This is a genomic window from Streptomyces sp. SYSU D01066-1 (assembly GCF_054956795.1).
Map to the genome: position 1 here is coordinate 17,560 of NZ_JBUDHV010000048.1, position 21,973 is coordinate 39,532.

At 74.3% G+C, this 21,973-nt stretch carries 22 protein-coding genes and 2 pseudogenes; 9 read left to right on the forward strand and 15 right to left on the reverse strand.

Going from position 1 to position 21,973, the window contains the following annotated elements:
• The first annotated feature begins 39 nt into the window (after window positions 1-39).
• From ACY1JF_RS29450 to ACY1JF_RS29460, 3 genes are all read left to right on the forward strand, one after another.
• On the forward strand, window positions 40-801 hold the full coding sequence (locus tag ACY1JF_RS29450) for a TVP38/TMEM64 family protein (protein WP_462708312.1): 762 nt from the start codon (window positions 40-42) through the stop codon (window positions 799-801).
• Between the two features lie 167 nt (window positions 802-968).
• Window positions 969-1,844, forward strand: coding sequence for an undecaprenyl-diphosphate phosphatase (locus tag ACY1JF_RS29455; protein ID WP_462708313.1), 876 nt, complete (start codon window positions 969-971; stop codon window positions 1,842-1,844).
• Window positions 1,845-1,930: 86 nt separating this feature from the next.
• Entirely contained in the window at window positions 1,931-2,110 is a 180-nt protein-coding gene (locus ACY1JF_RS29460; RefSeq protein WP_462708314.1) for a hypothetical protein, read from the forward strand.
• A 162-nt stretch (window positions 2,111-2,272) separates the two neighbouring features.
• Here ACY1JF_RS29460 and ACY1JF_RS29465 read toward each other — a convergent pair whose 3' ends face one another.
• On the reverse strand, window positions 2,273-3,013 hold the full coding sequence (locus ACY1JF_RS29465) for an SDR family NAD(P)-dependent oxidoreductase (RefSeq protein ID WP_462708315.1): 741 nt from the start codon (window positions 3,011-3,013) through the stop codon (window positions 2,273-2,275).
• Between the two features lie 152 nt (window positions 3,014-3,165).
• On the opposite strand from ACY1JF_RS29465, the gene lnt reads away from it, so the two are divergent.
• Window positions 3,166-4,761 (forward strand): apolipoprotein N-acyltransferase, encoded by a 1,596-nt coding sequence (gene lnt, locus ACY1JF_RS29470; RefSeq protein WP_462708316.1) that lies wholly within the window; start codon window positions 3,166-3,168, stop codon window positions 4,759-4,761.
• Here the strand turns inward: lnt and ACY1JF_RS29475 are convergent.
• Window positions 4,685-5,590, reverse strand: a complete 906-nt coding sequence (locus tag ACY1JF_RS29475; protein WP_462708317.1) for a Gfo/Idh/MocA family protein — start codon at window positions 5,588-5,590, stop codon at window positions 4,685-4,687. The two genes, lnt and ACY1JF_RS29475, sit on opposite strands and share 77 nt — an antisense overlap.
• Window positions 5,591-6,052: 462 nt before the next feature.
• On the opposite strand from ACY1JF_RS29475, the gene ACY1JF_RS29480 reads away from it, so the two are divergent.
• Window positions 6,053-6,667 carry a hypothetical protein gene (locus tag ACY1JF_RS29480; protein ID WP_462708318.1) on the forward strand — a complete coding sequence of 205 codons (615 nt, stop codon included), beginning with the start codon at window positions 6,053-6,055 and terminating at the stop codon, window positions 6,665-6,667.
• A gap of 48 nt (window positions 6,668-6,715) precedes the next feature.
• On the opposite strand, the gene ACY1JF_RS29485 is transcribed toward ACY1JF_RS29480, so the two are convergent.
• The 6 genes from ACY1JF_RS29485 to ACY1JF_RS29510 form a co-directional block, all read right to left on the reverse strand.
• Window positions 6,716-7,237 carry a hypothetical protein gene (locus ACY1JF_RS29485; protein ID WP_462708319.1) on the reverse strand — a complete coding sequence of 174 codons (522 nt, stop codon included), beginning with the start codon at window positions 7,235-7,237 and terminating at the stop codon, window positions 6,716-6,718.
• A gap of 81 nt (window positions 7,238-7,318) precedes the next feature.
• The gene (gene ung / locus ACY1JF_RS29490) at window positions 7,319-8,002 is read right to left on the reverse strand and encodes a uracil-DNA glycosylase (protein ID WP_462708320.1); all 684 of its coding nucleotides are present in this window, start codon (window positions 8,000-8,002) and stop codon (window positions 7,319-7,321) included.
• 499 nt (window positions 8,003-8,501) lie between these two features.
• Entirely contained in the window at window positions 8,502-9,254 is a 753-nt protein-coding gene (locus ACY1JF_RS29495) for an SDR family oxidoreductase (RefSeq protein WP_462708321.1), read from the reverse strand.
• A 21-nt stretch (window positions 9,255-9,275) separates the two neighbouring features.
• Window positions 9,276-10,037 carry a 3-oxoacyl-ACP reductase FabG gene (gene fabG / locus ACY1JF_RS29500; protein WP_462708322.1) on the reverse strand — a complete coding sequence of 254 codons (762 nt, stop codon included), beginning with the start codon at window positions 10,035-10,037 and terminating at the stop codon, window positions 9,276-9,278.
• A gap of 172 nt (window positions 10,038-10,209) precedes the next feature.
• Window positions 10,210-10,659, reverse strand: a complete 450-nt coding sequence (locus ACY1JF_RS29505) for a DUF3037 domain-containing protein (protein ID WP_462708323.1) — start codon at window positions 10,657-10,659, stop codon at window positions 10,210-10,212.
• Entirely contained in the window at window positions 10,656-11,420 is a 765-nt protein-coding gene (locus ACY1JF_RS29510) for a HipA family kinase (protein ID WP_462708324.1), read from the reverse strand. The genes ACY1JF_RS29505 and ACY1JF_RS29510 overlap by 4 nt, the downstream gene beginning before the upstream one ends.
• A 182-nt stretch (window positions 11,421-11,602) precedes the next feature.
• Between ACY1JF_RS29510 and ACY1JF_RS29515 the strand changes: the two genes are divergently transcribed.
• Both ACY1JF_RS29515 and ACY1JF_RS29520 read left to right on the forward strand, forming a co-directional pair.
• Window positions 11,603-12,100 carry a Rieske (2Fe-2S) protein gene (locus tag ACY1JF_RS29515; RefSeq protein ID WP_462708325.1) on the forward strand — a complete coding sequence of 166 codons (498 nt, stop codon included), beginning with the start codon at window positions 11,603-11,605 and terminating at the stop codon, window positions 12,098-12,100.
• 38 nt (window positions 12,101-12,138) lie between these two features.
• Window positions 12,139-12,594: pseudogene (locus ACY1JF_RS29520) on the forward strand (pyridoxamine 5'-phosphate oxidase family protein); the annotation flags it as partial.
• Between the two features lie 241 nt (window positions 12,595-12,835).
• Here ACY1JF_RS29520 and ACY1JF_RS29525 read toward each other — a convergent pair.
• A complete protein-coding gene (locus ACY1JF_RS29525) occupies window positions 12,836-14,167 on the reverse strand; it encodes an aminotransferase class I/II-fold pyridoxal phosphate-dependent enzyme (RefSeq protein WP_462708326.1) in 1,332 nt (443 codons plus the stop codon).
• 35 nt (window positions 14,168-14,202) lie between these two features.
• Here ACY1JF_RS29525 and ACY1JF_RS29530 point away from each other — a divergent pair, with 35 nt between their 5' ends.
• Complete coding sequence (locus ACY1JF_RS29530; RefSeq protein ID WP_462708327.1) at window positions 14,203-14,907, forward strand: pyridoxamine 5'-phosphate oxidase family protein; 705 nt, start codon at window positions 14,203-14,205, stop codon at window positions 14,905-14,907.
• Between the two features lie 69 nt (window positions 14,908-14,976).
• On the opposite strand, the gene ACY1JF_RS29535 is transcribed toward ACY1JF_RS29530, so the two are convergent.
• The 4 genes and pseudogenes from ACY1JF_RS29535 to ACY1JF_RS29550 form a co-directional block, all read right to left on the reverse strand.
• Window positions 14,977-15,177 (reverse strand): hypothetical protein, encoded by a 201-nt coding sequence (locus ACY1JF_RS29535; protein ID WP_462708328.1) that lies wholly within the window; start codon window positions 15,175-15,177, stop codon window positions 14,977-14,979.
• 207 nt (window positions 15,178-15,384) lie between these two features.
• Entirely contained in the window at window positions 15,385-16,383 is a 999-nt protein-coding gene (locus tag ACY1JF_RS29540; RefSeq protein WP_462708329.1) for an EamA family transporter, read from the reverse strand.
• A gap of 107 nt (window positions 16,384-16,490) precedes the next feature.
• A pseudogene (locus ACY1JF_RS29545) lies at window positions 16,491-17,027 on the reverse strand (Clp protease N-terminal domain-containing protein); the annotation flags it as partial.
• 220 nt (window positions 17,028-17,247) lie between these two features.
• Window positions 17,248-17,880 (reverse strand): PadR family transcriptional regulator, encoded by a 633-nt coding sequence (locus ACY1JF_RS29550; protein ID WP_462708330.1) that lies wholly within the window; start codon window positions 17,878-17,880, stop codon window positions 17,248-17,250.
• Window positions 17,881-18,099: 219 nt separating this feature from the next.
• Between ACY1JF_RS29550 and ACY1JF_RS29555 the strand changes: the two genes are divergently transcribed.
• Complete coding sequence (locus tag ACY1JF_RS29555; RefSeq protein WP_462708331.1) at window positions 18,100-18,912, forward strand: PhzF family phenazine biosynthesis protein; 813 nt, start codon at window positions 18,100-18,102, stop codon at window positions 18,910-18,912.
• A 28-nt stretch (window positions 18,913-18,940) separates the two neighbouring features.
• Here the strand turns inward: ACY1JF_RS29555 and ACY1JF_RS29560 are convergent, their stop codons facing one another.
• Both ACY1JF_RS29560 and ACY1JF_RS29565 read right to left on the reverse strand, forming a co-directional pair.
• Window positions 18,941-19,738: a CPBP family intramembrane glutamic endopeptidase gene (locus ACY1JF_RS29560; RefSeq protein WP_462708332.1), complete on the reverse strand. Its 798-nt coding sequence runs from the start codon at window positions 19,736-19,738 to the stop codon at window positions 18,941-18,943.
• Window positions 19,739-19,932: 194 nt separating this feature from the next.
• Window positions 19,933-21,432, reverse strand: coding sequence for a glutamate--cysteine ligase (locus ACY1JF_RS29565; protein WP_462708333.1), 1,500 nt, complete (start codon window positions 21,430-21,432; stop codon window positions 19,933-19,935).
• Window positions 21,433-21,973: the final 541 nt, after the last annotated feature.

Sequence of the window (21,973 nt, forward strand, 5' to 3'; positions counted from 1 at the left end):
ATACGGCGATCACACGGATTCGTCGGTTAGTGTCGCCGGATGCTCGATGCCACCACCCGCTCTGGGGGCACCGCCACGGCCTCTCCCCGGGCCACCACCGTCACACCGGTCCCGGCCACCCGGACCGGGCTCCCCGCCCGCGCGACCAGAATCCTGCTGTCGCCCTGGTCCCGGCTCTCGCTGCTCGTCCTGCTCCTGGCCTCGGCCGGCTCGGCGGTACTGCTGTTCCAGCCGCAGAAACTGCTGGTGCACGGCTGGCCACCGCACCTGGGCGGTGCCGCGGCGGCGCTGGCGTACGCGGTCGCGTACGGGCTGTGCACCGTCGCCTTCGTGCCCCGTCCGCTGCTCAACCTGGCGGCCGGGGCGCTGCTGGGCTCCTCGCTGGGCCTCGGCTCGGCGCTGGCGGGCACGGTGCTCGGGGCCGGGATCGCCTTCTGTCTGGGCCGCGTCCTCGGCCAGGAGGCGCTGCGCCCGCTGCTGCGCGGCAAGTGGCTGAAGGCCGCGGACGGTCAGCTCAGCCGGCACGGCTTCCGGTCGATGCTGGCGGCGCGGCTGTTCCCCGGCGTGCCGTTCGCGGCGGCGAACTACTGCGCCGCGGTCTCCCGGATGAGCCTTCCCGCGTTCCTGCTGGCGACGGCGCTCGGCTCGGTACCGAACACCGCCGCGTACGTCGTCGCCGGCTCCCGGGCCTCCACGCCCACCTCGCCCGCCTTCCTGATCGCCCTGGCCTGCATCGCGCTGCCCGGCCTCGCCGGCGCCGTGGTGGCCTGGCGCAAGCGGAACCGGCTGCGCGCCCGCTGACCCGGAGCCGACCGGGAGCCGGCCGGGAACTGACCGGGCCCTGTGCCCGGGCTGTCATCCGGGGACGCTACGCTGCCCTCGACACCCCGCGATCCTGATCATCACAGGCGTCGGTCGGGTGTGTCCGTCGTCGCCCGTCCACGATCGGCACTTGGACTCCGTACCTCATGTCTTGGTTTGAATCCCTCATCCTCGGACTCGTCCAGGGGCTGACCGAGTTCCTCCCCGTGTCCTCCAGCGCGCACCTGCGACTGACCGCGGCGTTCTCCGGCTGGCACGACCCGGGAGCGGCCTTCACGGCGATCACGCAGATCGGCACGGAGGCCGCCGTGCTGATCTACTTCCGCAAGGACATCACGTCGATCCTCGGGGCGTGGAGCCGGTCGCTGGCCGATCGCGAGATGCGCAAGGACCCCAACGCGCGCATGGGCTGGCTCGTGATCATCGGCTCCATCCCGATCGGTGTGCTCGGAGTGACCCTGAAGGACCAGATCGAGGGCCCCTTCCGCGACCTGCGGATCACCGCCACCATGCTGGTGGTCGTCGGCATCGTGATCGGCGTCGCGGACCGGCTGGCGGCGCGCGACGAGAGCGGCGGCCGGCACCGGGTGGCCAAGCAGCGCAAGGAGCTGACGGACCTCGGCGTCAGGGACGGCCTCATCTACGGTCTGTGCCAGGCGGCGGCGCTCATCCCGGGCGTCTCCCGCTCCGGCGCGACCATCAGCGGCGGCCTGTTCATGGGCTACCGGCGCGAGGCCGCGGCCCGCTACTCCTTCCTGCTCGCCGTCCCCGCCGTGCTCGCCTCGGGCCTGTTCGAGCTGAAGGACGCCCTGGAGAGCGATCACATCTCCTGGGGCCCGACGATCTTCGCGACGGTCATCGCGTTCGGTGTCGGATACGCCGTGATCGCGTGGTTCATGAAGTTCATCTCCACCAAGAGCTTCATGCCGTTCGTCTACTACCGCGTGGTCCTCGGCATCGTGCTCATCGTGCTGGTCAGCATGGGCGTACTGAGCCCGGACGCGGGCGAGCCGGCCCACTAGGACCACCGCCGGCCGCCATCGGCCGCCTCCGGTCTCCGTAGCCGCCCGGTAGCGGACTGTCAGTGCTTGCCCCTAGGCTTGTCGGCATGTCCCCCGATGCCCCGACCCGTGGTTCCGCGCGCTGCGCCGCCGAGTTGAACGAGCGGATCCGCGCCCTGTGGCAGCGCGCGGGCGGGTCGCTGTCGGCCCAGGAGCGCGAGGAGTACGAGCTGCTGGTGGTGGAGTGGGCGGCGGCGACGCGCGGCGAGGTGATCGCGGCGGCGTGAGGGCGGGGAGCGCGGGCCGGTTCCCTCCCCGCGGTGCGGCCCCGCCGTGGGCGACGGCGGTGCCGTCCCGCCCGCAGGTCGGGGCCTGCCGGAGCGGCCCGGCCGCCTCGACGGTGTTCGGACCGCTGGGCGCCGTACGGCCGGTCCCGCGGCGGGAGCGTCTCAGCGCCCGCCCGCCACCCGCAGCACCGCGCCCGTCGTGTACGAGGCGTCCGGTGACAGCAGCCAGGCGATGGCCGCGGCGATCTCGTCCGCCCGCCCGGCCCGGCGCAGCGGGATGCCCGGGGCCATCCGCCGGACCCGGTCCGGGGCGCCCATCGCGGCGTGCATGTCGGTGTCGACGAGGCCGGGCGCGACCGCGTTGACGCGGATGCCCTCCGGGCCCAGCTCCTTGGACAGGCCCACCGTCAGGGCGTCCACGCCCGCCTTGCTCGCCGCGTAGTGCACGTACTCGCCGGGGCTGCCGAGGGTCGCGGCGCCCGAGGAGACGTTCACGATCGCGCCGCCGCCCCGGGCGGACATCAGCTGCGCCGCGCGCCGCGCGCACAACAGGGTGCCCAGCAGGTTGACGTCGAGGACCCGGCGCAGGTCGGCGGTGTCGCTGTCGGCGAGCCGGCCCAGGGGCCCGGTCACCGCCGCGTTGTTCACCAGGCCCGTCACCGGCCCGAGCCGCGACTCGGCCTCGTCGAAGAGCCGTTCGACGTCCGCCTCCTCCGAGGTGTCCGCCCGCACGGTGACGGCCCGCCCGCCGGCCACCCGCACCCCGTCCGCCACCGCCTGGGCGGCGGACAGGTCCCGGACGTAGCCCACGGCCACGTCGTGCCCGTCCGCCGCCAGCCGCAGACAGGTCGCCGCGCCGATGCCCCGGCTGCCGCCGGTGACCACCGTGATGGGACGCGCCACGAGTACCTCCCGCCGAGAGATTCGATCGATCATCGATCATCCTAGTGACGAACGGCGCCCACCGCCCCGGTGTGATCAACTGAACGGGCCTTCCGCCGACCGGACCACCGCGCCGGCGCACACTGGAGGCACCGCGGGGTAGGGAGGCGCCCATGAAGACCCTCGGCCACTGGCTCACCGCTCCCTGGCGCCGCTCCCTCGTCGCGGTGCTCGCGGGCGCCCTGCCGGTACTCGCCTTCCCCGCCCCGTCCCTGTGGTGGTGGGCCTGGCTCGCCCTGGTCCCCTGGCTGCTGCTGGTGCGCGCGGCACCGACCGGGCGGCGGGCGGCGTACGACGGCTGGTGCGGCGGGTTCGGGTTCATGCTGGCGATGCACCACTGGCTGCTGCCGAACCTGCACGTGTTCACGTTCGTCATCGCGGCGCTGCTCGGCGCGCTGTGGGCACCGTGGGGACGGCTCGTGCGGCGGCTGCTGGGCGGGGCGCCCGGGCCGGGCCGGACGGCGGCGGCGCTCGTGGTGGTGCCGTCCGGGTGGCTGGCGATCGAACTGGTCCGTTCCTGGCAGGGCCTGGGCGGCCCCTGGGGCGTGCTCGGCGCGAGCCAGTGGCAGGTCGCGCCGGCGCTGCGGCTGGCCTCGGTCGGCGGGGTGTGGCTGGTCAGCTTCCTGATCGTGGCGGTCAACTGCGCCGTCGTCGCGCTGGCCGCCGTGCGGCGGGCCCGGGTGGCGGCCGTGGCCGGGCTCCTGGCCACGGCCGCCGCCGGCTCCGCGGTCTGGGTGTGGTCGCCGCCGCCCGCCTCGTCCGCCGGGGAGGGCGGCGCCGACGGCCGGGTGCGGATCGGCGTCGTGCAGGCCGGTGTGGTGGCCGGCGCCGGCAGCCCCGCCCGCCGCTTCGACCGCGAGGAGGAGCTGACCCGCCGCCTGGCCGGGCAGGACGTCGACCTGGTGGTGTGGGGCGAGAGCAGCGTCGGCTTCGATCTGGGCGAGCGGCCGGACCTGGCCCGGCGGCTCGCCGCGCTCTCCCGGCGAACCGGTGCCGACGTGCTGGTCAACGTGGACGCGCGGCGCTCGGACCGGCCCGGCATCTTCAAGAGTTCGGTCCTGGTCGGCCCAAACGGACCGACCGGCGCGCGCTACGACAAGATGCGGCTCGTCCCGTTCGGCGAGTACGTCCCGGCCCGCTCGCTGCTCGGCTGGGCCACCTCCGTCGGCGAGGCGGCGGGCGAGGACCGCAGACGGGGCACGGCGCAGGTCGTGATGGAGGCCGGGGACGGCCTGCGGGTCGGTCCGATGGTGTGCTTCGAGAGCGCGTTCCCCGACATGAGCCGCCATCTCGCCGAGGATGGTGCCCGGGTGCTGCTCGCCCAGTCCTCCACGTCGACGTTCCAGGAGAGCTGGGCACCCGCGCAGCACGCGTCGCTGGCCGCGCTGCGCGCCGCCGAGACCGGGCGCCCGATGGTGCACGCCACCCTCACCGGGGTCTCCGCCGCGTACGACGCGAGCGGTGCGCGGATCGGGCCCCGGCTCGGCACCGGCACGAGCGGTGCCCAGGTGTACGACGTCCCGCTCGCGCACGGCACCACGCCCTACGTCCGCTTCGGCGACTGGCCGCCGTACGCCGCGCTCGCCGTCCTCGTCGTCTGGGGTGGAGCCGAGGGCGTACGGGCGGCGCGGTTCAGGCGGAACGTTCCTGGATCTCGCGTACCACCCGCTCGCACAGCTCATGGGTCAGCAGCGCGTCCCGGGCGCTGAGCACCTTGCCCGCGCGGACGGCGTCGAGGAAGGCGAGCGCCGCCTGCTCGATGCCGCGCTGCCGGGCGACCGGCACCCAGTCGCCGCGCCGGCGCACCGTCGGCTGGCCCTTGTGATCGATCACCTCGGCGAGGTTGACCACCTGGCGTTTGGTGTCCTGCCCGGAGACTTCGAGGATCTCCTCGGCGGAGCCGCTGAGCCGGTTCATGACGCCGAGCGCGGTGAAGCCGTCGCCGCCGAGCTGGAGCACGACGTGGTGGAGCAGGCCGTCCCGGACGCGGGCGCGCACGGTGATGTCGTCGACGGGGCCGGGCACCAGGAAGCGCAGGGTGTCCACGACGTGGATGAAGTCGTCGAGGATCATCGTGCGGGGCTCCTCCGGCAGCCCTATGCGGTTCTTCTGCAGGAGGATCAGTTCGCGGGGATGCTCGGCGCACTGGGTGTAGCCGGGGGCGTGGCGCCGGTTGAAGCCGACGGCGAGGCCGGTGTTCCGTTCCTCGGCGAGGGCCACCAGCCGTTCGGAGTCGGCCAGTTCGTAGGCGAGGGGCTTGTCGACGTAGGTCGGGACGCCGGCCTGGAGGAGCCGGGTCACGATCTCGGGGTGGACGTCGGTCGGGGCATGCACGAAGGCGGCGTCGAGGTCCTGGGCGAGCAGCGCGTCGAGGCCGGTGTGGCGCCGCTCCGGGGGGATGCGCAGTCCGTCGGCGACGCGGGTGAGGGTCGCGGGGGTCCGGGTGTGCAGGTGCAGTTCGACGCCGGGCTGGAAGGCGAGCACGGGGAGGTACGCCTTGCGCGCGATGTCGCCGAGTCCGATGCAGCCGACCTTCACGGGCGTTCTCCTCACGGTGTTCTTCTCGTGGTCGCCCCCTGGTGGCCGACCCGGGCGCGCTCGGCAGCATACGGGGGCGGCGGGGCCAGGGGCGCGGGGTGAGGGCCGAGACGCGGGCAGGCGCAGGCATCGCGGACGGGGACCGACGTCACGGGACGGGAGCCGACCTTGCCGGGCGGGAGCCGAGACGCGGGCAGATGCAGACGTCGCGGACGGGGACCGACGTCACGGGGCGGAAGCCGACCTTGCCGGGCGGGAGCCGAGGCCCAGGCAGATACAGGCATCGCGGGCAGGCGCAGGCATCGCGGACGGGGACCGACGTCACGGGACGGGAGCCGGGGCGCACCGCCGCGTCAGCCGCTGCGGGGCCGGGGGCCTCGTGCGGGGCCGGGAATCACCCGTGCGGGGCATCCTGGGGCGGTCGGGTGCCGCGGGGAGCGGCCGGGCAGCAGAGTGGCGCGGGTGCAGAGAACGACGACCACCGCGACGCTCCTGGTGACCGTGACCATGACCGCCGCCGTCACGGCCGTGACCGGCTGCGTGACGGTCCAGCGTCCGCCCGTCCCCGGCCCGGCGGCGGCCGAGGCCCGGCCCTCCGCCCCGCGGCCGGACGGCCCCTGGCGGCCCCCGCCCGTCGAGGCCCCGGCCCGTGAGTCCCTGGAGCTGACCGGCCCCTCCGCCAAGCCGAAGGAGGCGGACGGGAGCGGTGAGACGGGCGAGTCGGACGAGCGGGAGGAGACCGCCGGGCCGGCGGAACACGACAGACCGGACAGACCGAGCGGAGCAGACAGGCCGGACAGACCGAACGAGCTGAACGGGCCGGACGCACCGCGTCCCCCGAAGGACACGGCACGCGGACCCGCCCCGTCGGCCGCCCCGCCGCGACGGCACCCGTCGGCCGCCCCGCCCAGCGCCCGGTCGCGCCCGGCCCGGTCCCCTCGGTCCGCCCCGGCGCCCTCAGCCACGTCCGCGCGACGCGGCGACGGCACGGACGTGTGCGCCCTCGGCCGGACGTACGGCCGCTGGCGTCCGGACAGCCCCGAGGCGGTCATCTGCCGCCAGACGTACGGCCGCTGACACCACCGGTCCCGGCCCCGGTCCCGGCCCCGCGCCCGCCTCCTCGCCTCAGGGCCGCTGCCGCGGCGGCCCCCAGGGGCCGTCCGGGGAGGGACCGCCCTCCCCCAGGCTGCGTTCCAGTCGGCCGATCGCCGCGCGGACGCCCGCGGCGTAACGGTCCTCCCCCAGCGACTCGGCCGCGTGGCGGGCCCGCCACAGGTGCCGCCGGGCGGCCTCAAGGCGGCCGAGCCGGTCGTAGTCGGCCGCCAGGTTCAGGTGCAGGGAGGGGTAGAGGGAGCGTGCGGCGAGCACGCCCTCGTGGTCCGCCGGGTACCCGGCGGTGAGTTCCTCCGCGGCGGACAGGGCCCGCAGGTCCCAGGCCAGTTCGTCCACCGGGTCGTCCTGGGTGTCGGCGAGGTAGTGGGCGAGGGTGCACCGGTACAGCGGATCACCGTGTTCGCCGATCTCCGCCCACAGGCCGAGGTACCGGTGCCGGGCCTCCTCGCGGTCGCCCGCGTGATGCAACATGACGACCTGCGCGATCCGGGTCGGCACGGTGTCCGGTGCCGTCCGCTCCTGTCCCTGGGCCACCGCGTCCTCCGCGCCACTCATCCGGCTGTTGCCGACGACGTTAGGCCCAATCCCGCCGATCACCGCGCAGACGCGGCCCGGTCAGCCCAGGTCGGGAATGGTCCAGTCGATCGGCTCGTGGCCCTGCGCCGCGAGCGCCTCGTTGATCTGTGTGAACGGCCGGGAGCCGAAGAACTTCTTCGCCGACAGCGGGGACGGGTGCGCGCCCTTGACCACCACGTGCCGCTCCTCGTCGATCAGCGGCAGCTTCTTCTGGGCGTAGTTGCCCCACAGCACGAACACGGCCGGGTCGGGCCGGTCGGACACCGCGCGGATCACCGCGTCCGTGAACAGCTCCCAGCCACGGCCCTTGTGCGAGTTGGCCTCGCCCGCCCGGACCGTGAGCACCGCGTTGAGCAGCAGGACGCCCTGCTTCGCCCACGGCATCAGATAGCCGTTGTCCGGGATCGGGACGTCCAGCTCCGCGTGCAGTTCCTTGTAGATGTTCCGCAGGGACGGCGGGATCCTCACGCCCGGGCGGACCGAGAAGCACAGGCCGTGCCCCTGCCCCTCGCCGTGGTACGGGTCCTGCCCGAGGACCAGCACCTTCACCTGGTCGTACGGCGTGGCCTCCAGGGCGGCGAAGACCTCCTCGCGCGGAGGGTAGACGGGGCCCTTCGCCCGCTCCTCCTCGACGAACTCCATCAGCTCCTTGAACCAGGGCTGCTCCAGCTCGCCCCCGAGCACCTCGCGCCAGGACTCGGGCAGCATGGCGATGTCGGTCACGTCGATTTCCTTACGGTGTGCGGTCGCTCCAGCACCTAGAACCTACAGGCGACCACTGACACCGACGGCGGCGCGCGGATTCCGGTGGGCGTGGCTCCACCACCGGCCGAGGCCCCGCCGGATCGTCTTCCGGCTGTTGCGTCCAGCCGGTGCCGGGAACGCGAGCACCGGGGCCACCAGCTCGTCCTGCGGTGCAGCTCCCACTCCGGGCCGTCGGGCGGGAGGATGCCGCACCCCGCGGTGAGCAAGGCCAGGGACGCGCCCGCGGCCACGCACCGCAGGCGTCGGTCCCGGTTCCGGCCGAACGCGCGCACGCTCATCGATCCCCCGCGTGGCGGTGCCGGGCTCGGGCGGCCGTACCGCGGCGGCCGTCCCTCCGGACCCGCTTCGAGCAGGCGTTCTGATCGTTCCGACGAGCGGCTGCGCTGTCATGTCCCGAAGGAGACCATTCCGTGCGGCGGGGGCGCCGTCCGGTGCCGCAGGGCGCCCCCGCCGGTCCTCAGCTCACGCCCGCGTTGAGGAAGACTCCGCCGTCGAGCACCAGCGTCTGGCCGGTGACCCAGGCGGACTGCTCCGAGGTGAGGAACGCGGCGGCGCCGCCGACGTCGGCGGGCACGCCGAGGCGGCCCAGCGGGTAGCCCGCGGCGGCCTCCTCCTCGCGGCCCTCGTACAGGGCGGCGGCGAACCTGGTCTTCACCACGGCCGGGGCGATCGCGTTGACCCGCACCTTGGGCGCGAACTCGTGCGCGAGCTGACCGGTCAGGTTGATCAGCGCGGCCTTGCTGACCCCGTACGCGGCGATGAAGGGCGAGGGCGCGACGCCGGCCACGGAGGCGATGTTGACGATCGCACCGCCGTGCTCCTTCTGCCAGGCGTGCCAGGTCTTCTGGGCGAAGCCGAGCGCGGAGATCACGTTGGTCTCGTAGACCTTGCGCGCGACGTTCAGGTCGAGGTCGGCGATCGGTCCGAACACCGGGTTGGTCCCGGCGTTGTTGACGAGGTAGTCGATCCGGCCGAAGGCATCCATCACCCGCTCGACGGCGACGGCCTGGTGGGCCTCGTCGTGCGCCTTGCCCGCGACGCCGATGACCCGGTCGGCGCCGAGCTTCTCGACGGCCTCCTTCAGTGCGTCCTCGCCCCGCCCGGTGATGCAGACCCGGTCGCCGCGCGCGACCAGGGCCTCGGCGATGCCGTAGCCGATGCCGCGGCTGGCGCCGGTGACCAGCGCGACCTTGCCCGAGAGTTCAGTCATGTCCGTCTGTCCCCAGTTTCCCTAGTCGAGCGGTCCGCCGGCCACGTACAGCACCTGGCCGGAGACGAAGCCGGCCTCCTCGCCGGTGAAGAAGGCGACGGCGCCCGCGATGTCCTCGGGCTCACCGACGCGCCGCACCGGGATCTGGGCGGCGGCGGCGGCCTTGAAGTCCTCGAAGCCCATGCCGACGCGTTCGGCGGTCGCGGCGGTCATGTCGGTGGCGATGAAGCCGGGGGCGACGGCGTTGGCGGTGACGCCGAACTTGCCCAGCTCCTTGGCGAGGGTCTTGGTGAAGCCCTGCATGCCGGCCTTGGCGGCGGAGTAGTTGACCTGGCCGCGGTTGCCGAGGGCGGAGGAGGAGGACAGGTTGACGATCCGGCCGAACCCGGCGTCCACCATGTACTTCTGGCAGGCGCGGGACATCAGGAAGGCGCCGCGCAGATGCACGTTCATGACGGTGTCCCAGTCCGAGACGCTCATCTTGAACAGCAGGTTGTCGCGGAGCACGCCCGCGTTGTTGACGAGGATCACCGGCGCGCCCAGCTCCTCGGCGATCCGGGTGACGGCCGCCTCCACCTGGGCCTCGTCGGAGACGTCGCAGCCGACCGCGAGGGCCTTGCCGCCGGCCGCGGTGATCTTCTCCACGGTGTCCCCGCAGGCGGCCTCGTCGAGGTCGATCACGGCGACGGCACGGCCCTCGGCGGCCAGTCGTACGGCGGTGGCGGCACCGATGCCGCGCGCGGCGCCGGTGACTACGGCGACCCGCTGCTCAGTGGTGGACATGCTGCTTCTCCTCGTCCTGGGGATGCGGCTGCGACGGCCGCGCCCCGTGCGGGTGAGCGACCGCTTAGTACCTTCGGCAGACGTGACGCTAGAAGCCCTGGCACGCGGTGTCAACGGGACACCGTGCCGGTGTGGTCCATCACCCGGGTGCGCCCCGGCCCGCCGGCCCCGCTCAGCGCACCAGCAGCTCAAGCAGCCGTTCGATCTCCGCCGCCGGGTCCGTCGTCAGTCCCGTGTGGACCGGACCGGGCCGCACGACCGTGGAGCGGGGGGCGATCAGCCAGCGGAAGCGGCGGCCGGGGTCGTCCCCGGCGGCCTGTCCGGCCGGGGTGCCGCCGGCGCACACGGCCTCCACGGCGCCCAGGGCGGCGCGTACGCCGGCGACGTCCGCGTGCGGGTCGAGGGCGAGCAGCCGGGCCTCGTCCAGGTGGGTGCGCGCGGCGACGAACGCCTTGGCGCGGCAGTACAGGAGCACCCCGGCGTTGATGCGTTCGCCGCGTTCCACGCGGGGGACGACGCGCAGGAGGACGTACTCGTAGACGTCCCGGCCGCCGGTCTCGCCGCCCCGGATGATGTGCCGTTCGACGACGCTGCCGGCCATGTGGATGTGGCGCTCGCTCACTTGTCCCCCTCGATTCCGGTGATCCGCTCGTGGACGGTGGCGGCCCGTGCCCGCAGGGGCCGCGCGTAGGCCCGCCGCAACTGGTCCGGCGTGCCGAAGCCGGGCTCGTCCTCCAGCCAGGCGTCGGGGATCTCGGCGGTGACCTCGGCGAGGAGTTCCTCGGTGACGCGGGGCGCCAGTTCCGCGGCGGCGGCGCGGACGTCCGGGGCGAAGGAGGCCAGCGCGTGGTCGGCGGCGTCGTAGGGGCGGGCGGCGGAGGCCTCGGCGCCGGGCCAGTTGTGGTGCCAGATCATCGTGGCGCCGTGGTCGATGAGCCAGAGGCCGCCCCGGTGGCGCAGCAGATTGGGGTTGCGCCAGGAGCGGTCGACGTTGTTGACCAGCGCGTCGAACCAGACGATCCGCCCGGCCTCCTCGGGGCTCACCGCGAAGGCGAGCGGGTCGAAGCCGAGGGCGCCGGAGAGGAACTCCATGCCGAGGTTGGTGCCGCCGCTGGCCCTGAGCAGCTCCTGGACCTGGGGTTCGGGTTCGCCGAGCCCCAGCACCGGGTCGAGGCCGACGGTCACCAGGCGGGGCACCCGCAGGCCCAGCCGGCGGGCCAGTTCCCCGCAGACCACCTCGGCGACGAGCGTCTTGCGGCCCTGGCCCGCCGCGCGGAACTTCATGACGTACGTCCCGAGGTCGTCGGCCTCGACGAGTCCCGGCAGCGAACCGCCCTCACGCAGCGGCGTGATGTAGCGGGTCGCGATGACTTCCTTGAGCATCGCCCCAGGTTACCGGCGGCACGGCCGGCCGCCGGGGCCGTCCGGCGGCTCGACGAGGGCTGTGGCCCCCGCTCGCCCCGCCGCACGGCGCCGGCCTCCCGGAACGGTCTGAACAGCACGCGTCCGGCGGCCGTACCCCACGGCAGACCACGCATCGTCGCCCTCCGGAAGGGAACGCCAGTATGACCCGCGCACCGCTTCACCCCTCGGCAGGACCGGCCCGGCGCAGCGTCGTGGCGGCGGCCGGGGCGGCCGGGCTCGCCGCCGCGCTGTCCGCCTGCTCCGACTCGGACACGGCCTCCGGCACCGGCTCCGGCACCGGCTCCGGCTCGGGTTCCGCCGGCGCACCGGACGCGACCGGCCCGGCGTCCTCCCCCGCCGGGGGCGCGACCGCGCGGACCCTCGCCGCGGTCACCGACATCCCCGAGGGCGGCGGTGTGGTCTTCGCCGATCAGGAGGTGGTCGTGACGCAGCCCACGGCCGGTGAGTTCAAGGCGTTCTCGGCCGTCTGTACGCACCAGGGATGCGCCGTGAGGAGCGTCTCCGACGGCGTCATCAACTGCCCCTGCCACAACAGCGACTTCTCCATCACGGACGGCAGCGTGCGAAGCGGCCCCGCGCGCGAGCCGCTGCCCGCCGTGGAGATCGCCGTCGACGGGGACTCGATCTCGCTCGCGTGACCGCCGGAGCAGGACCGCCCAGGACGAGAGGGAGCCGCATGACCGTGACACAGCGCCGGGGCCGCCGGATCATGATGACGCCCGGTGAGCTGGACGCGTTCCTGACCACCCAGCGCACCTGCCGGGTCGCCACGGTCTCGGCCGACGGCGCCCCGCACGTGAGCACGCTGTGGTTCGTCTGGGACGGCGGCTCCCTGTGGCTGTACTCGGTGGTGCGCAGCAGGCGCTGGGCCGATCTGCGCCGCGACCCGCGGGTGGCGGTCGTGGTCGACACCGGGCAGGAGTACGACGAGCTGCGCGGCGTGGAGTTGTCGGGCAGCGCCGGGTTCGTGGGCGAGGTGCCCCGCACGGGCGAGCTGTGCGCCGAACTCGACCTGCCGGGGACACTGTTCGCCCGCAAGTACTTCGGCCTGGACGAGCTGCCCCACGACGTCCGCCACGCCTGGCTCCGCCTCGCCCCGCAGAAGACGGTCTCCTGGGACTTCCGCGAACTGGCACCGCCGCGGCCCGCGCCCCCCGACGGCGCGGGAACCGCGGGACCGGCCACGACGCGCCCGCGCCAGGGCCTGTCTTCAGCCTCCCGTCGTCACCCGTAGGGCGGCCCTGCGGCGTCAGGTGCGTCCTCTCGCCGCACCGGGCGTGCCCCCGCGTACTTGGGTGTACTCGGGGACGCGGCCGGTGCGGCGAGAGGGCGTGCGTGGCGACGCGGGGCGGACGGGAGACCGAAGACAGGCTCTAGACACAGCTGCGCGCCGGCCCCGGTCCGAGCGCTTCCGCCACCGCGTCGGCCAGCGCCTGCGCCTCCCCCTCCTCCAGGGTGGAGACGGTGACCCGTATCCCCGGCGGCGCGCTCAGCCGGAACCGGGCCCCCGGCGCGACCGCCCACCCGGCGCCCAGCAGCCGGGCTACGGCGCCGGTCTCGTCCGGCACCGGGATCCACACGTTCATGCCGCTGCGGCCGTGCGCCGCGACGCCCCGCCGGGCCAGGGCGCCGAGCAGCGCCTCCCGCCGCCGCCCGTAGGCCGCGGCCACCGCCGCCGGGTCCACCGCGCCGTCGGACCACAGCCGGGCCACGGCCCGCTGGGTGATCCGGCTGACCCAGCCGGGGCCGAGTCCCTGGCGCCCGCGCACCCGGTCGAGGGTGACCGCGTCGCCGGTGAGGACGGCGAGCCTGAGGTCGGGCCCGTACGCCTTGGCGGCCGAGCGGACGAAGGCCCAGCGGTGCGTCGTACCGGCGAGCGGGCACAGGGGCAGGTCGACGATCCGGTGGCCGTGGTCGTCCTCGATCAGCAGCGTCTGCGGGTGGTCGCGGAGCACGGAGCGCAGGGCACGCGCGCGTGGAGCGCTCAGCGCGGCGCCGGTCGGGTTCTGCGCCCGGTCCGTGACGACGAGGGCGCGGGCGCCGGAGGCCAGCGCGCGGCGCACGTCGTCGGAAAGCGGGCCCTCGTCGTCGACGCCGACCGGCACCGTGCGCAGCCCGAGCGCCGGGACGAGGTCGAGGAGACCGCCCCAGCCCGGGTCCTCGACGGCGACGGCGTCACCGGGTTTCAGGTGCGCGGCCAGCACGCGTTCCATGGCGTCCAGTGAGCCGGACGTGACGGCCACCGGGCCGTCCGGGACCCCGTCGGCGTCCAGTTCGGTCCGCGCCAGGCGGACGAGGTCCGGTTCGGCCGGCGCGTGCCCGTACAGCACCGGCTCCCGGTCGTTGCGCTCGGCCGCGGCGGCGAACACCGGGGCGAGGGCGGGCAGCAGCGCCGGGTCCGGGTTGCCGTCGGACACGTCACGGACGCCCTCGGGCACCTCCACCCGGATGAACTCGCGCCCCGTGGTGGCCGGTTTCGCCCGTACCCGGCTGCCGCGGCGCCCGGCCGTCTCGATGACCCCGCGTTCGCGCAGGGTGCGGTACGCGGCGGCCACGGTGTTCGGGTTCACTCCGAGCCGCTCGGCCAACTCCCGCATGGGGGGCAGCGGTTGTCCCGGCCTCAGTTCTCCCGCGCCCACCGCGCGCTCGACGCTCGCGGAAATGTCGGCTGCGCGTCGCCCACTGATCGGATAATCTTCTAGCACAAAGCCAATTATGCACTAGTGCAATGAGGAGCGCCATGCAGGGGACCCCGGAGAACGCGGGAAACACGGGTACGACACCGCGGCCCGCCACCGCCTACCTCCCGACCGACCGCACCGTCCCCACCCGCGCCCCGGGCCGCGCCTCGTACGACCGGGACGTGGTGCACGCGATACTCGACGAGGGGTACGTCTGCCACCTCGGCTTCGTCCGGGACGGCGCCCCGGTGGTGCTGCCGACGCTGTACGGCCGGGTCGGCGAGCGGCTCTACGTGCACGGCTCGACGGGCTCGCGCCCGCTGCGCATGGCGGGCCGGGCGACCCCGGGGCTGCCGGTGTGCCTGACGGTCACGCACGTGGACGCGCTGGTGCTGGCCCGCTCCGCCTTCCACCACTCCGTCAACTACCGGTCGGTGGTGGTGCACGGCACCGCGTACGACGTCACGGACCCCGAGGAGAAGCGCACCGCCCTCGACGCCCTGGTCGACCACGTCGTGGCGGGCCGCTCCCGCGACTGCCGGCCCGCCGACAGGAAGGAGCTGGCGGCCACCGCCGTCCTCCGCCTCGACCTGCGCGAGGTCTCCGCCAAGACCCGCTCCGGCGGTGTGAACGACGAGCCCGAGGACCTCACCCTCCCCCACTGGGCCGGACTCCTCCCGCTGCGCAAGGGATACGACGCCCCGGTCGCCGACCCCGGCCTGGCCCCCGGCACCGCGCTGCCGGACTACCTCCCCACGCCGTGAGACCGGCCGCGGGAGCCCTCCCCGGACCTTTCCCGGGGAGGGGCCCCGCCCCGGTCGCACGAGCACCGGTCACACGAACGCCTGCCGCCCCCGCGCCTCCGCGGCCGCGAGGCCGGCCGCGCGGTGCCGCAAGGACAGGGCGGCGGGACCCGGGCCGCCGGTCCGGCGGACCGGGCAGGCGATGGCGCCCGCGGTGCCCCGGGCGACGCCGGCCACGATCAGGACGAGGAGGCCACGCCCGACGGGCAGGCCGAACACCGCGTCCGGCACGGTGATTCACTCCGCAGGCGCGCGACGGGCGCGGAAGTCCGGCAAGGGTCCCTGGAACGACGGGAACGAACCGTCGGGGCCCCACGGGCCCCGTCCGCGGGCGACACCGCCCCGTCCGGCGACAACGCGCGGGGCCGCCCGCCGGTGCGCCCGCCTCGGGCGGCCGGGGGCGGGAGAACGAGGACGTCCGAACGCGTGACCGGCGGATCAGGCGGCCGGTCCCCGGCGGGACAACTCCCTTCCCGGGCCGCCCGCCGCCACCGGCTCCGCCGGTCCCGTGGCGGGTGTCGACGCCTGGGCGATGAAGGCGCCCACCAGGACCACCACACCGCCGGCGATCTGCGGGGCGGAGAGGTGCTCGCCGAGCAGCACCCACGCCAGGACGGTCGCGATGACCGCCTCCAGGCAGGCCACGACCCCCGCGACCTGCGGCGACAGCCGGCGTACGGCGACGATGCCGGTGACGTAGGCGAGCACCGTGGCGACCAGCACGATCCAGGCCAGCAGCAGCGCGGCGGCGACCGGTGTGCCGTCGACCGGCACGGTGCGCGTGAGCACCGGCCAGTCCATCCCCCAGGGCCGGGCCACGACGGTGAGCACGGCCGCGCCGACGAGCAGGCCGTAGGCGATCACGCCGAGCGGGTCGGGTGTGTCGTCGCCCGCGTCACTGCCCTGGTCGGACAGGACGAAGTAGCCGACCTGGCAGCAGGCGGCACCCAGCGCGAGCAGCAGGCCGAGGGCGTCGAACCCCAGCCCCGCCCAGACCTCCACGACGCAGGCGAGGCCGCCGACGGCGAGGACCACGCCGAGCGCGGCGGCCCGGGTCACCGGCCGCCGCTGCACGAACCGCACCCAGCCGAGCACCAGGGCGGGCGCCAGGTACTCGACCAGCAGGGCCACGCCGACGGGGATGCGGGAGAGCGCGGCGAAGTAGCAGGCCTGGACACCGGCCACGGCGAGCAGCCCGAAGCCCGCGAGCAGGCCGGGGCGGCGGCGCACCAGCGCGCGGTGGCGGACGGCGAGCGGCAGCATCACCAGGGCCGCGCCGGTCACCCGCAGCCACACCACGTGGAGCGGGTCGAGACCCGCCTCGATCAGCGGCTTGGCCGCGACGCCGGATCCGCCGAAGGCGAGGGCCGAGACGAGCGCGACCCCGAGCCCGACACCCTTGCCGCTCCGGCCGCTGTCAGTCGTACGCACCGGCACATGATGACAGGGCAGGACAGGACCGTCACCTCCGTTGACACCTGTCTCGCCGAGCGGACACCGGCCGCGCCGGAGGACGGGGCCGAAACCGGCTCGGCACCGGCCCAAGGGCTCGGCTCCGCGTGACCTTCGGCGCGGGCGAGCAGGGCGTTTGGGTCGACGCCGGCCCGGACGAGCACCTCGACGGCCCGCGCGCCCGGGTCCGCCACGAGGGCGGCGAGCAGGTCGACCCCCTCGGCCCGGACGGCGCCGCGCCGTGCCGCGCGCTCGCAGGCCCGGTCGACGGCGGTGGCGGCCGAGGGCGACAGCCCCGTGGCCCCCTTGACCGCGGGTACCGCACCGGAGTCCTCGACGGTGCCCTGCCAGCGCAGGCCGTAGCCGATGCTGCGCTGCGCCAGGTAGCCGAGCAGCCGGGCCATCGACGGCCCGTCGCCCAGCACGGCGCACACCTCGGAGTCGTGCACCAGGAGCGAGTGGAGCAGACGGGCCGTGTCGGTCTGCCGGTCCCCGTCCCGTACCGCCCTGCGGCGCGCGCCGGAGACCACCGCCGCCAGTCCGGGGCTGAGCCGGTCATCGCGGTCGGCGCGGTCCGGCCGCCGGACGTCTCGCTCGCCGGCCGGCCGCTGGAGGATGGGGGGCTGCACCACTCCACTCCATCAGTCCCCACAGCACCGGGTCATCCCCGGCGGGGAGCATGTCGACGTCCCACGCGAAGCGGACAGCGACGGCCGTGATCTCCTCCTCACGGAGGAGATCACGGCGTCCGCTCCTCTCACCGGCGCGTCCTCTTGCCCGCACGGAAGCGCCCCGCGGAGTCGTCCGCGGGGCGCCGGCACACGCCGCCGGAGCGGGCCCCGGCCGCGGTCAGTCCTCGTCGGCGAGGATCCGGTACAGCTTCTTGCGGGACTCGTCGATGACGCCGAGCGCCTTCTCCCGCTGCTCCTTGCTGCCGGTCTTCCAGACCTGCCCGAACGCCTCCATGAGGCCGAACCCGGCCTGCCGGATGTCGTTCAGCGCCTCCCAGTCGACCCCGCGCGACGCCTCTTCCCAGGGGGCCTCGGGTCCTTCCCCGGCGGCGGCGCGGCCGGCCTCCGTGAGGGCGAACAGCTTCTTGCCGCCCTCGCTCTCGCTGGCGATCAGCCCCTCGTCCTCCAGCAGCTGGAGGGTGGGGTACACCGAACCGGGGCTGGGCTTCCACGCCCCGCCGCTGCGCTCGGCGATCTCCTGGATCATCTCGTAGCCGTGCATCGGCCGGTCCTTGAGCAGGGCCAGGATCGACGCGCGCACGTCGCCGCGCCGCGCCCTGCCGCGCGGACCGCCCCGCCCCCGGCCGCCCCAGGGCCCGGGGCCGAAGCCCGGCCCGAAGGGTCCGGGACCACCGTGCCCGCCCGGCCCGAAGGGACCGAAGGCCGCGCGGCGCCCGTCGGAGCCACCGCGTCCGAAGGGGCCGCCTTCGCCCCGTCCACCGTGTCCACGCTCGTATCCGTGGGTACGCATCGCCACCACTCCATTCCATCGTTGATCTGTCGCGATGCCTCAACGATATATCGTCGAACCGGATACGACAACCCCGTCCGGCATCCCGTCCGACATTCCCGTGCGGCACCCCCGCGCCGGCGACCCACCCGGCCGGCCGGAACCCGGAACCCGGGCCCCGGTCCAGTGACCACACATTGGCCTTGGCCCGCGCTTCTCCCGCCCCCGTAGCGTCGGGGCATGCGCATCCGAATCGTCGACGCCTTCACCGACCGGCCCTTCACGGGCAACCCCGCCGGGGTCCTGCTCCTCGACGCCTTCCCGGACGACGACCTGCTCCAGAAGGTCGCCCTGGAGGTCAACCACGCCGAGACGGCCTTCGCCCACCGTCTGCCCCGGGGCGGCGAGGCCGACTGGGCGCTGCGCTGGTTCACGCCGGCCACCGAGGTCGCCCTGTGCGGCCACGCCACGCTCGCCACCGCCCACGTCCTGCACACCACCGGCGCCCATCGAGGACCCGTCCGGTTCGCCACCCGCGGCGGCGTCCTCGTCGCCACGCCCGGCGCGGACGGCTCGGTCGCCCTGGACTTCCCGACCGCGCCACTGACCCCGGCCGAGGCTCCGGCGGGCCTGGCCGAGGCCCTCGGCGCCGAGCCCCGCGCGGTCCTCGACACCGGCCCGGACGTCGGTGACCTGCTGGTCGAGCTCGCCGACGAGAAGACCGTCCGCGAGCTGGCACCGGACCACAGGGCACTGGCGGCCCACTCCGCGCGCGGCGTCATCGCCACCGCCCGCGCCGAGGACCCCGCGCGCGGCTACGACTTCGTCTCCCGCTGCTTCTTCCCCAACGTGGGCATCGACGAGGACCCGGTCACCGGCAGCGCGCACACCGCGCTGGCCCCCTACTGGTGCGAACGCCTGGGCCGCCCCGCCCTCACCGGGCTGCAGGCGTCACCGCGCTCCGGCCTGGTCCGCGTCGAACCGCGCGGCGACCGCACCCTGCTGAGCGGGCGCGCGGTGACGGTGATCGAGGGGGACCTGCTCACCCGGTGACACCGGAGCGGGGCGGGCTGCCCGGCCGTCACGCCGTCGGCAGCCAGCTCACCTTCCCGGCCAGCAGCGCGTAGCCCACGAAGGCCCCGATGTCGAGCAGCGAGTGGGCCACCACCAGGGGGCCCACCCGGCCCCAGCGCCGGTAGAGGTACACGAACACCACGCCCATCACCATGTTGCCGATGAAGCCGCCGACGCCCTGGTACAGGTGGTACGAGCCGCGCAGCACCGAACTGCCCACCAGCGACGCCCGGGGTGTCCAGCCCAGTTGGCCGAGCCTGCGCAGCAGGTAGCCGACGACGACGACCTCTTCCAGGATCGAGTTCTGGAGCGCGGAGAGGATCAGCACCGGGTACTTCCACCACACCTCGGGCAGCGCCTCGGGCACCACGGTGAGGTTGACGCCGATGCCCCGGGCGGCCAGGTAGAAGGCGATGCCGCTGCTGCCGATGACGGCCGCGATCACGGCACCGCGCAGCAGGTCGGGGCCCGGCCGGGTGCGGTCGAAGCCCAGGACGCGCAGACTCCGCCCCTCCCGCAGCAGCAGGTGGGCGACGAGGGCGACCGGCACCAGCGCGGTGGCGATGCCGAACAGCTGCCAGGCCAGGTCCAGCCAGGGGCGGCCGGGCGCGGCGGAGGCGTTGAGGGTGGCCGCCTGGTCCTTCAGGCCGCCCGGCCGGGTGACCGAACCGATGAAGCTGATCAGGGCGGAGACCCCGCTCGCGCCCAGCGAGAGGGCCAGGACGAGCAGCGTCTCGTCCCGCAGGCTCCGTCGCGAGAGCCGCTCCTCGGGAAGGGGATCGACCACCTGGCCCGTCTCCGCCATGCGCACCTGCCTCCACCGGGACCGTCAAGCTTGCCCGATCAGTATGAGGCGGACGCCGGCGGGGGCGGGCACGGGCCAGGACGACACCCACAGCCGGCGGCCCCTGCTGACCGCCGGCTGCTGACCACTGACCGCCGGCTGCCGGCTGCCGACTGCCGACCACCGATCGCAGACGGCTACCGCAGCCGCAGCCGCTACGGCCGGCCGATCGGCCACAGGTGGACCGGATCCCCCTTGTGCATCAGCTCGACGTAGCGCCGCGTCGTCGCGGCCAGCGCGGCCTCGCGGGACATCCCCGCCTCCAGCGCCCGGTGGAACGTGGCCGCCTGCCAACTGGCGCCGTTGACCCGGCGCCGGCACCGCTCGTCGATCACGCCCAGGTAGAAGTCGCGGTCGGCGGGCTCGACACCCCACGCGTCCAGTCCGGCCTCGGCCAGCGGCAGCAGCTCGTCCAGGACCAGGGCCGCCGCGTCGACCTCCCCCGTGCCGCCGAGCCGACCGCGCCGGGGCCACTCGAAGCGCGCGTCGATGCCGTACCGGCAGGCGGCGTCGAAGTTGGCGGCGGCGGTCTCGAACGGCAGCCGCGTCCACACCGGCCGCGGCTCGTCGGCGAGGGCCCGGACGACACCGTAGTAGAACGCCGCGTTGGCGATGACGTCGGTGACGGTGGGGCCGGCCGGGAGGACGCGGTTCTCCACCCTCAGGTGCGGGAGGCCGTCGGCGACGCCGTAGACGGGGCGGTTCCAGCGGTAGACGGTGCCGTTGTGCAGCACCAGCTCGGCGAGGGACGGCACGCCGCCCGCGTCCAGGACGTCGAGGGGGTCCTCGTCGTCGCAGATCGGCAGCAGCGCCGGGTAGTAGCGCAGGTTCTCCTCGAACAGGTCGTAGGCCGAGGTCACCCAGCGCTCCCCGAACCAGGTGCGCGGACGCACGCCCTGCGCCTGGAGCTCGGGCGGGCGGGTGTCGGTGGACTGCTGGAACAGCGGCGGGCGGGACTCCCGCCACAGCTCGCGGCCGAACAGGAAGGGCGCGTTGGCCCCGACGGCGATCTGCGCGGCGGTGACGGCCTGCGCGGCGTTCCACACCCCGGCGAAACGCTCCGGTGTCACCTGGAGGTGCAGCTGCACCGAGGTGCAGGCGGCCTCGGGGGCGATGGACTTCGAGGTGCAGCTGAGGCGTTCGACACCGTCGATCTCCAGGTGGAAGTCCTCGCCGCGGGCGGCCACGATCTGCTCGTTGAGCAGGGCGTAGCGGTCCACGTCGGACAGGTTCGAGGAGACCAGGTCGTCACGGTCCAAGGTCGGCAGAATGCCGATCATCGCGATTCCCGCGTCCAGCTCTCCGGCCTTTCGGTCGGCATATGCCAAGGAGGTGCTGATTTCCTCGGTGAGCCGGTCGAATACCCGCCCCTCCAACCGGTGGGGAGCTATGTTGACTTCCAGGTTGAACATGGCCAGTTCTGTCTGGAAGTCACGGCTCGCGATGCGTTCCAGGACCTGCCCGTTCAGCATTTTGGGCATCCCGTCGGCACCGACGAGATTCAGTTCGATCTCCAGCCCCATCAGGTTCTTCGGACGGTCGAACCGCTTCTCCGCCAGGAGTCGCTCCAAGCCCGTCAGACAGCGACGGAGCTTGTCGCGGTAGTGCTGGCGATCGGACAGGTCCACCTGGCCTGCCTCGACCTTCTCCCCCATGGAAGCGTCCTCCTCGGATCAGCGGCCGGGGTCGGCCGCCGGTGGGTGCCGGTCAGATTGGATGATGCCCAGCCGAAGCGATCGATAACGTCCCCGCGGGTACCCGCGAGCCGCTACGCTGGCGCGATGTGACCGGGGGCACATTCGCCGGGCATGGCGCGCACATGGTTTCAGGCGCCGGGAACTCGTGGAAAATCCCGATGGAAATGGGCCGACCAGTTCCCGGATATTCTCCGAGGTCATGGGTGTTCGGCCCGTTGTAAATCAGGGTATCCTCCACATATCGCCGACCGGATGCACTCTTGTCCGTCTTGCCGGAAAGCGCTAGCCGAAACACACCCCGAACACCCGTCGTATAAACTCGGCGGACACGGCAGAGAGCTGGCGCCTACGGTCGAGATCGCCGAGGCGACGTACAGCAGCCCTCACCCCCGCTTCCCGGCGTTCGGCCCCGGCCTCGCCTCTCTGCCCCCGCGAGCTGACAGCGTCGTCCGCCCGGCCCCCACGCCGCCCTGCCCCGCCCTCACGCCACCGTGCCTTC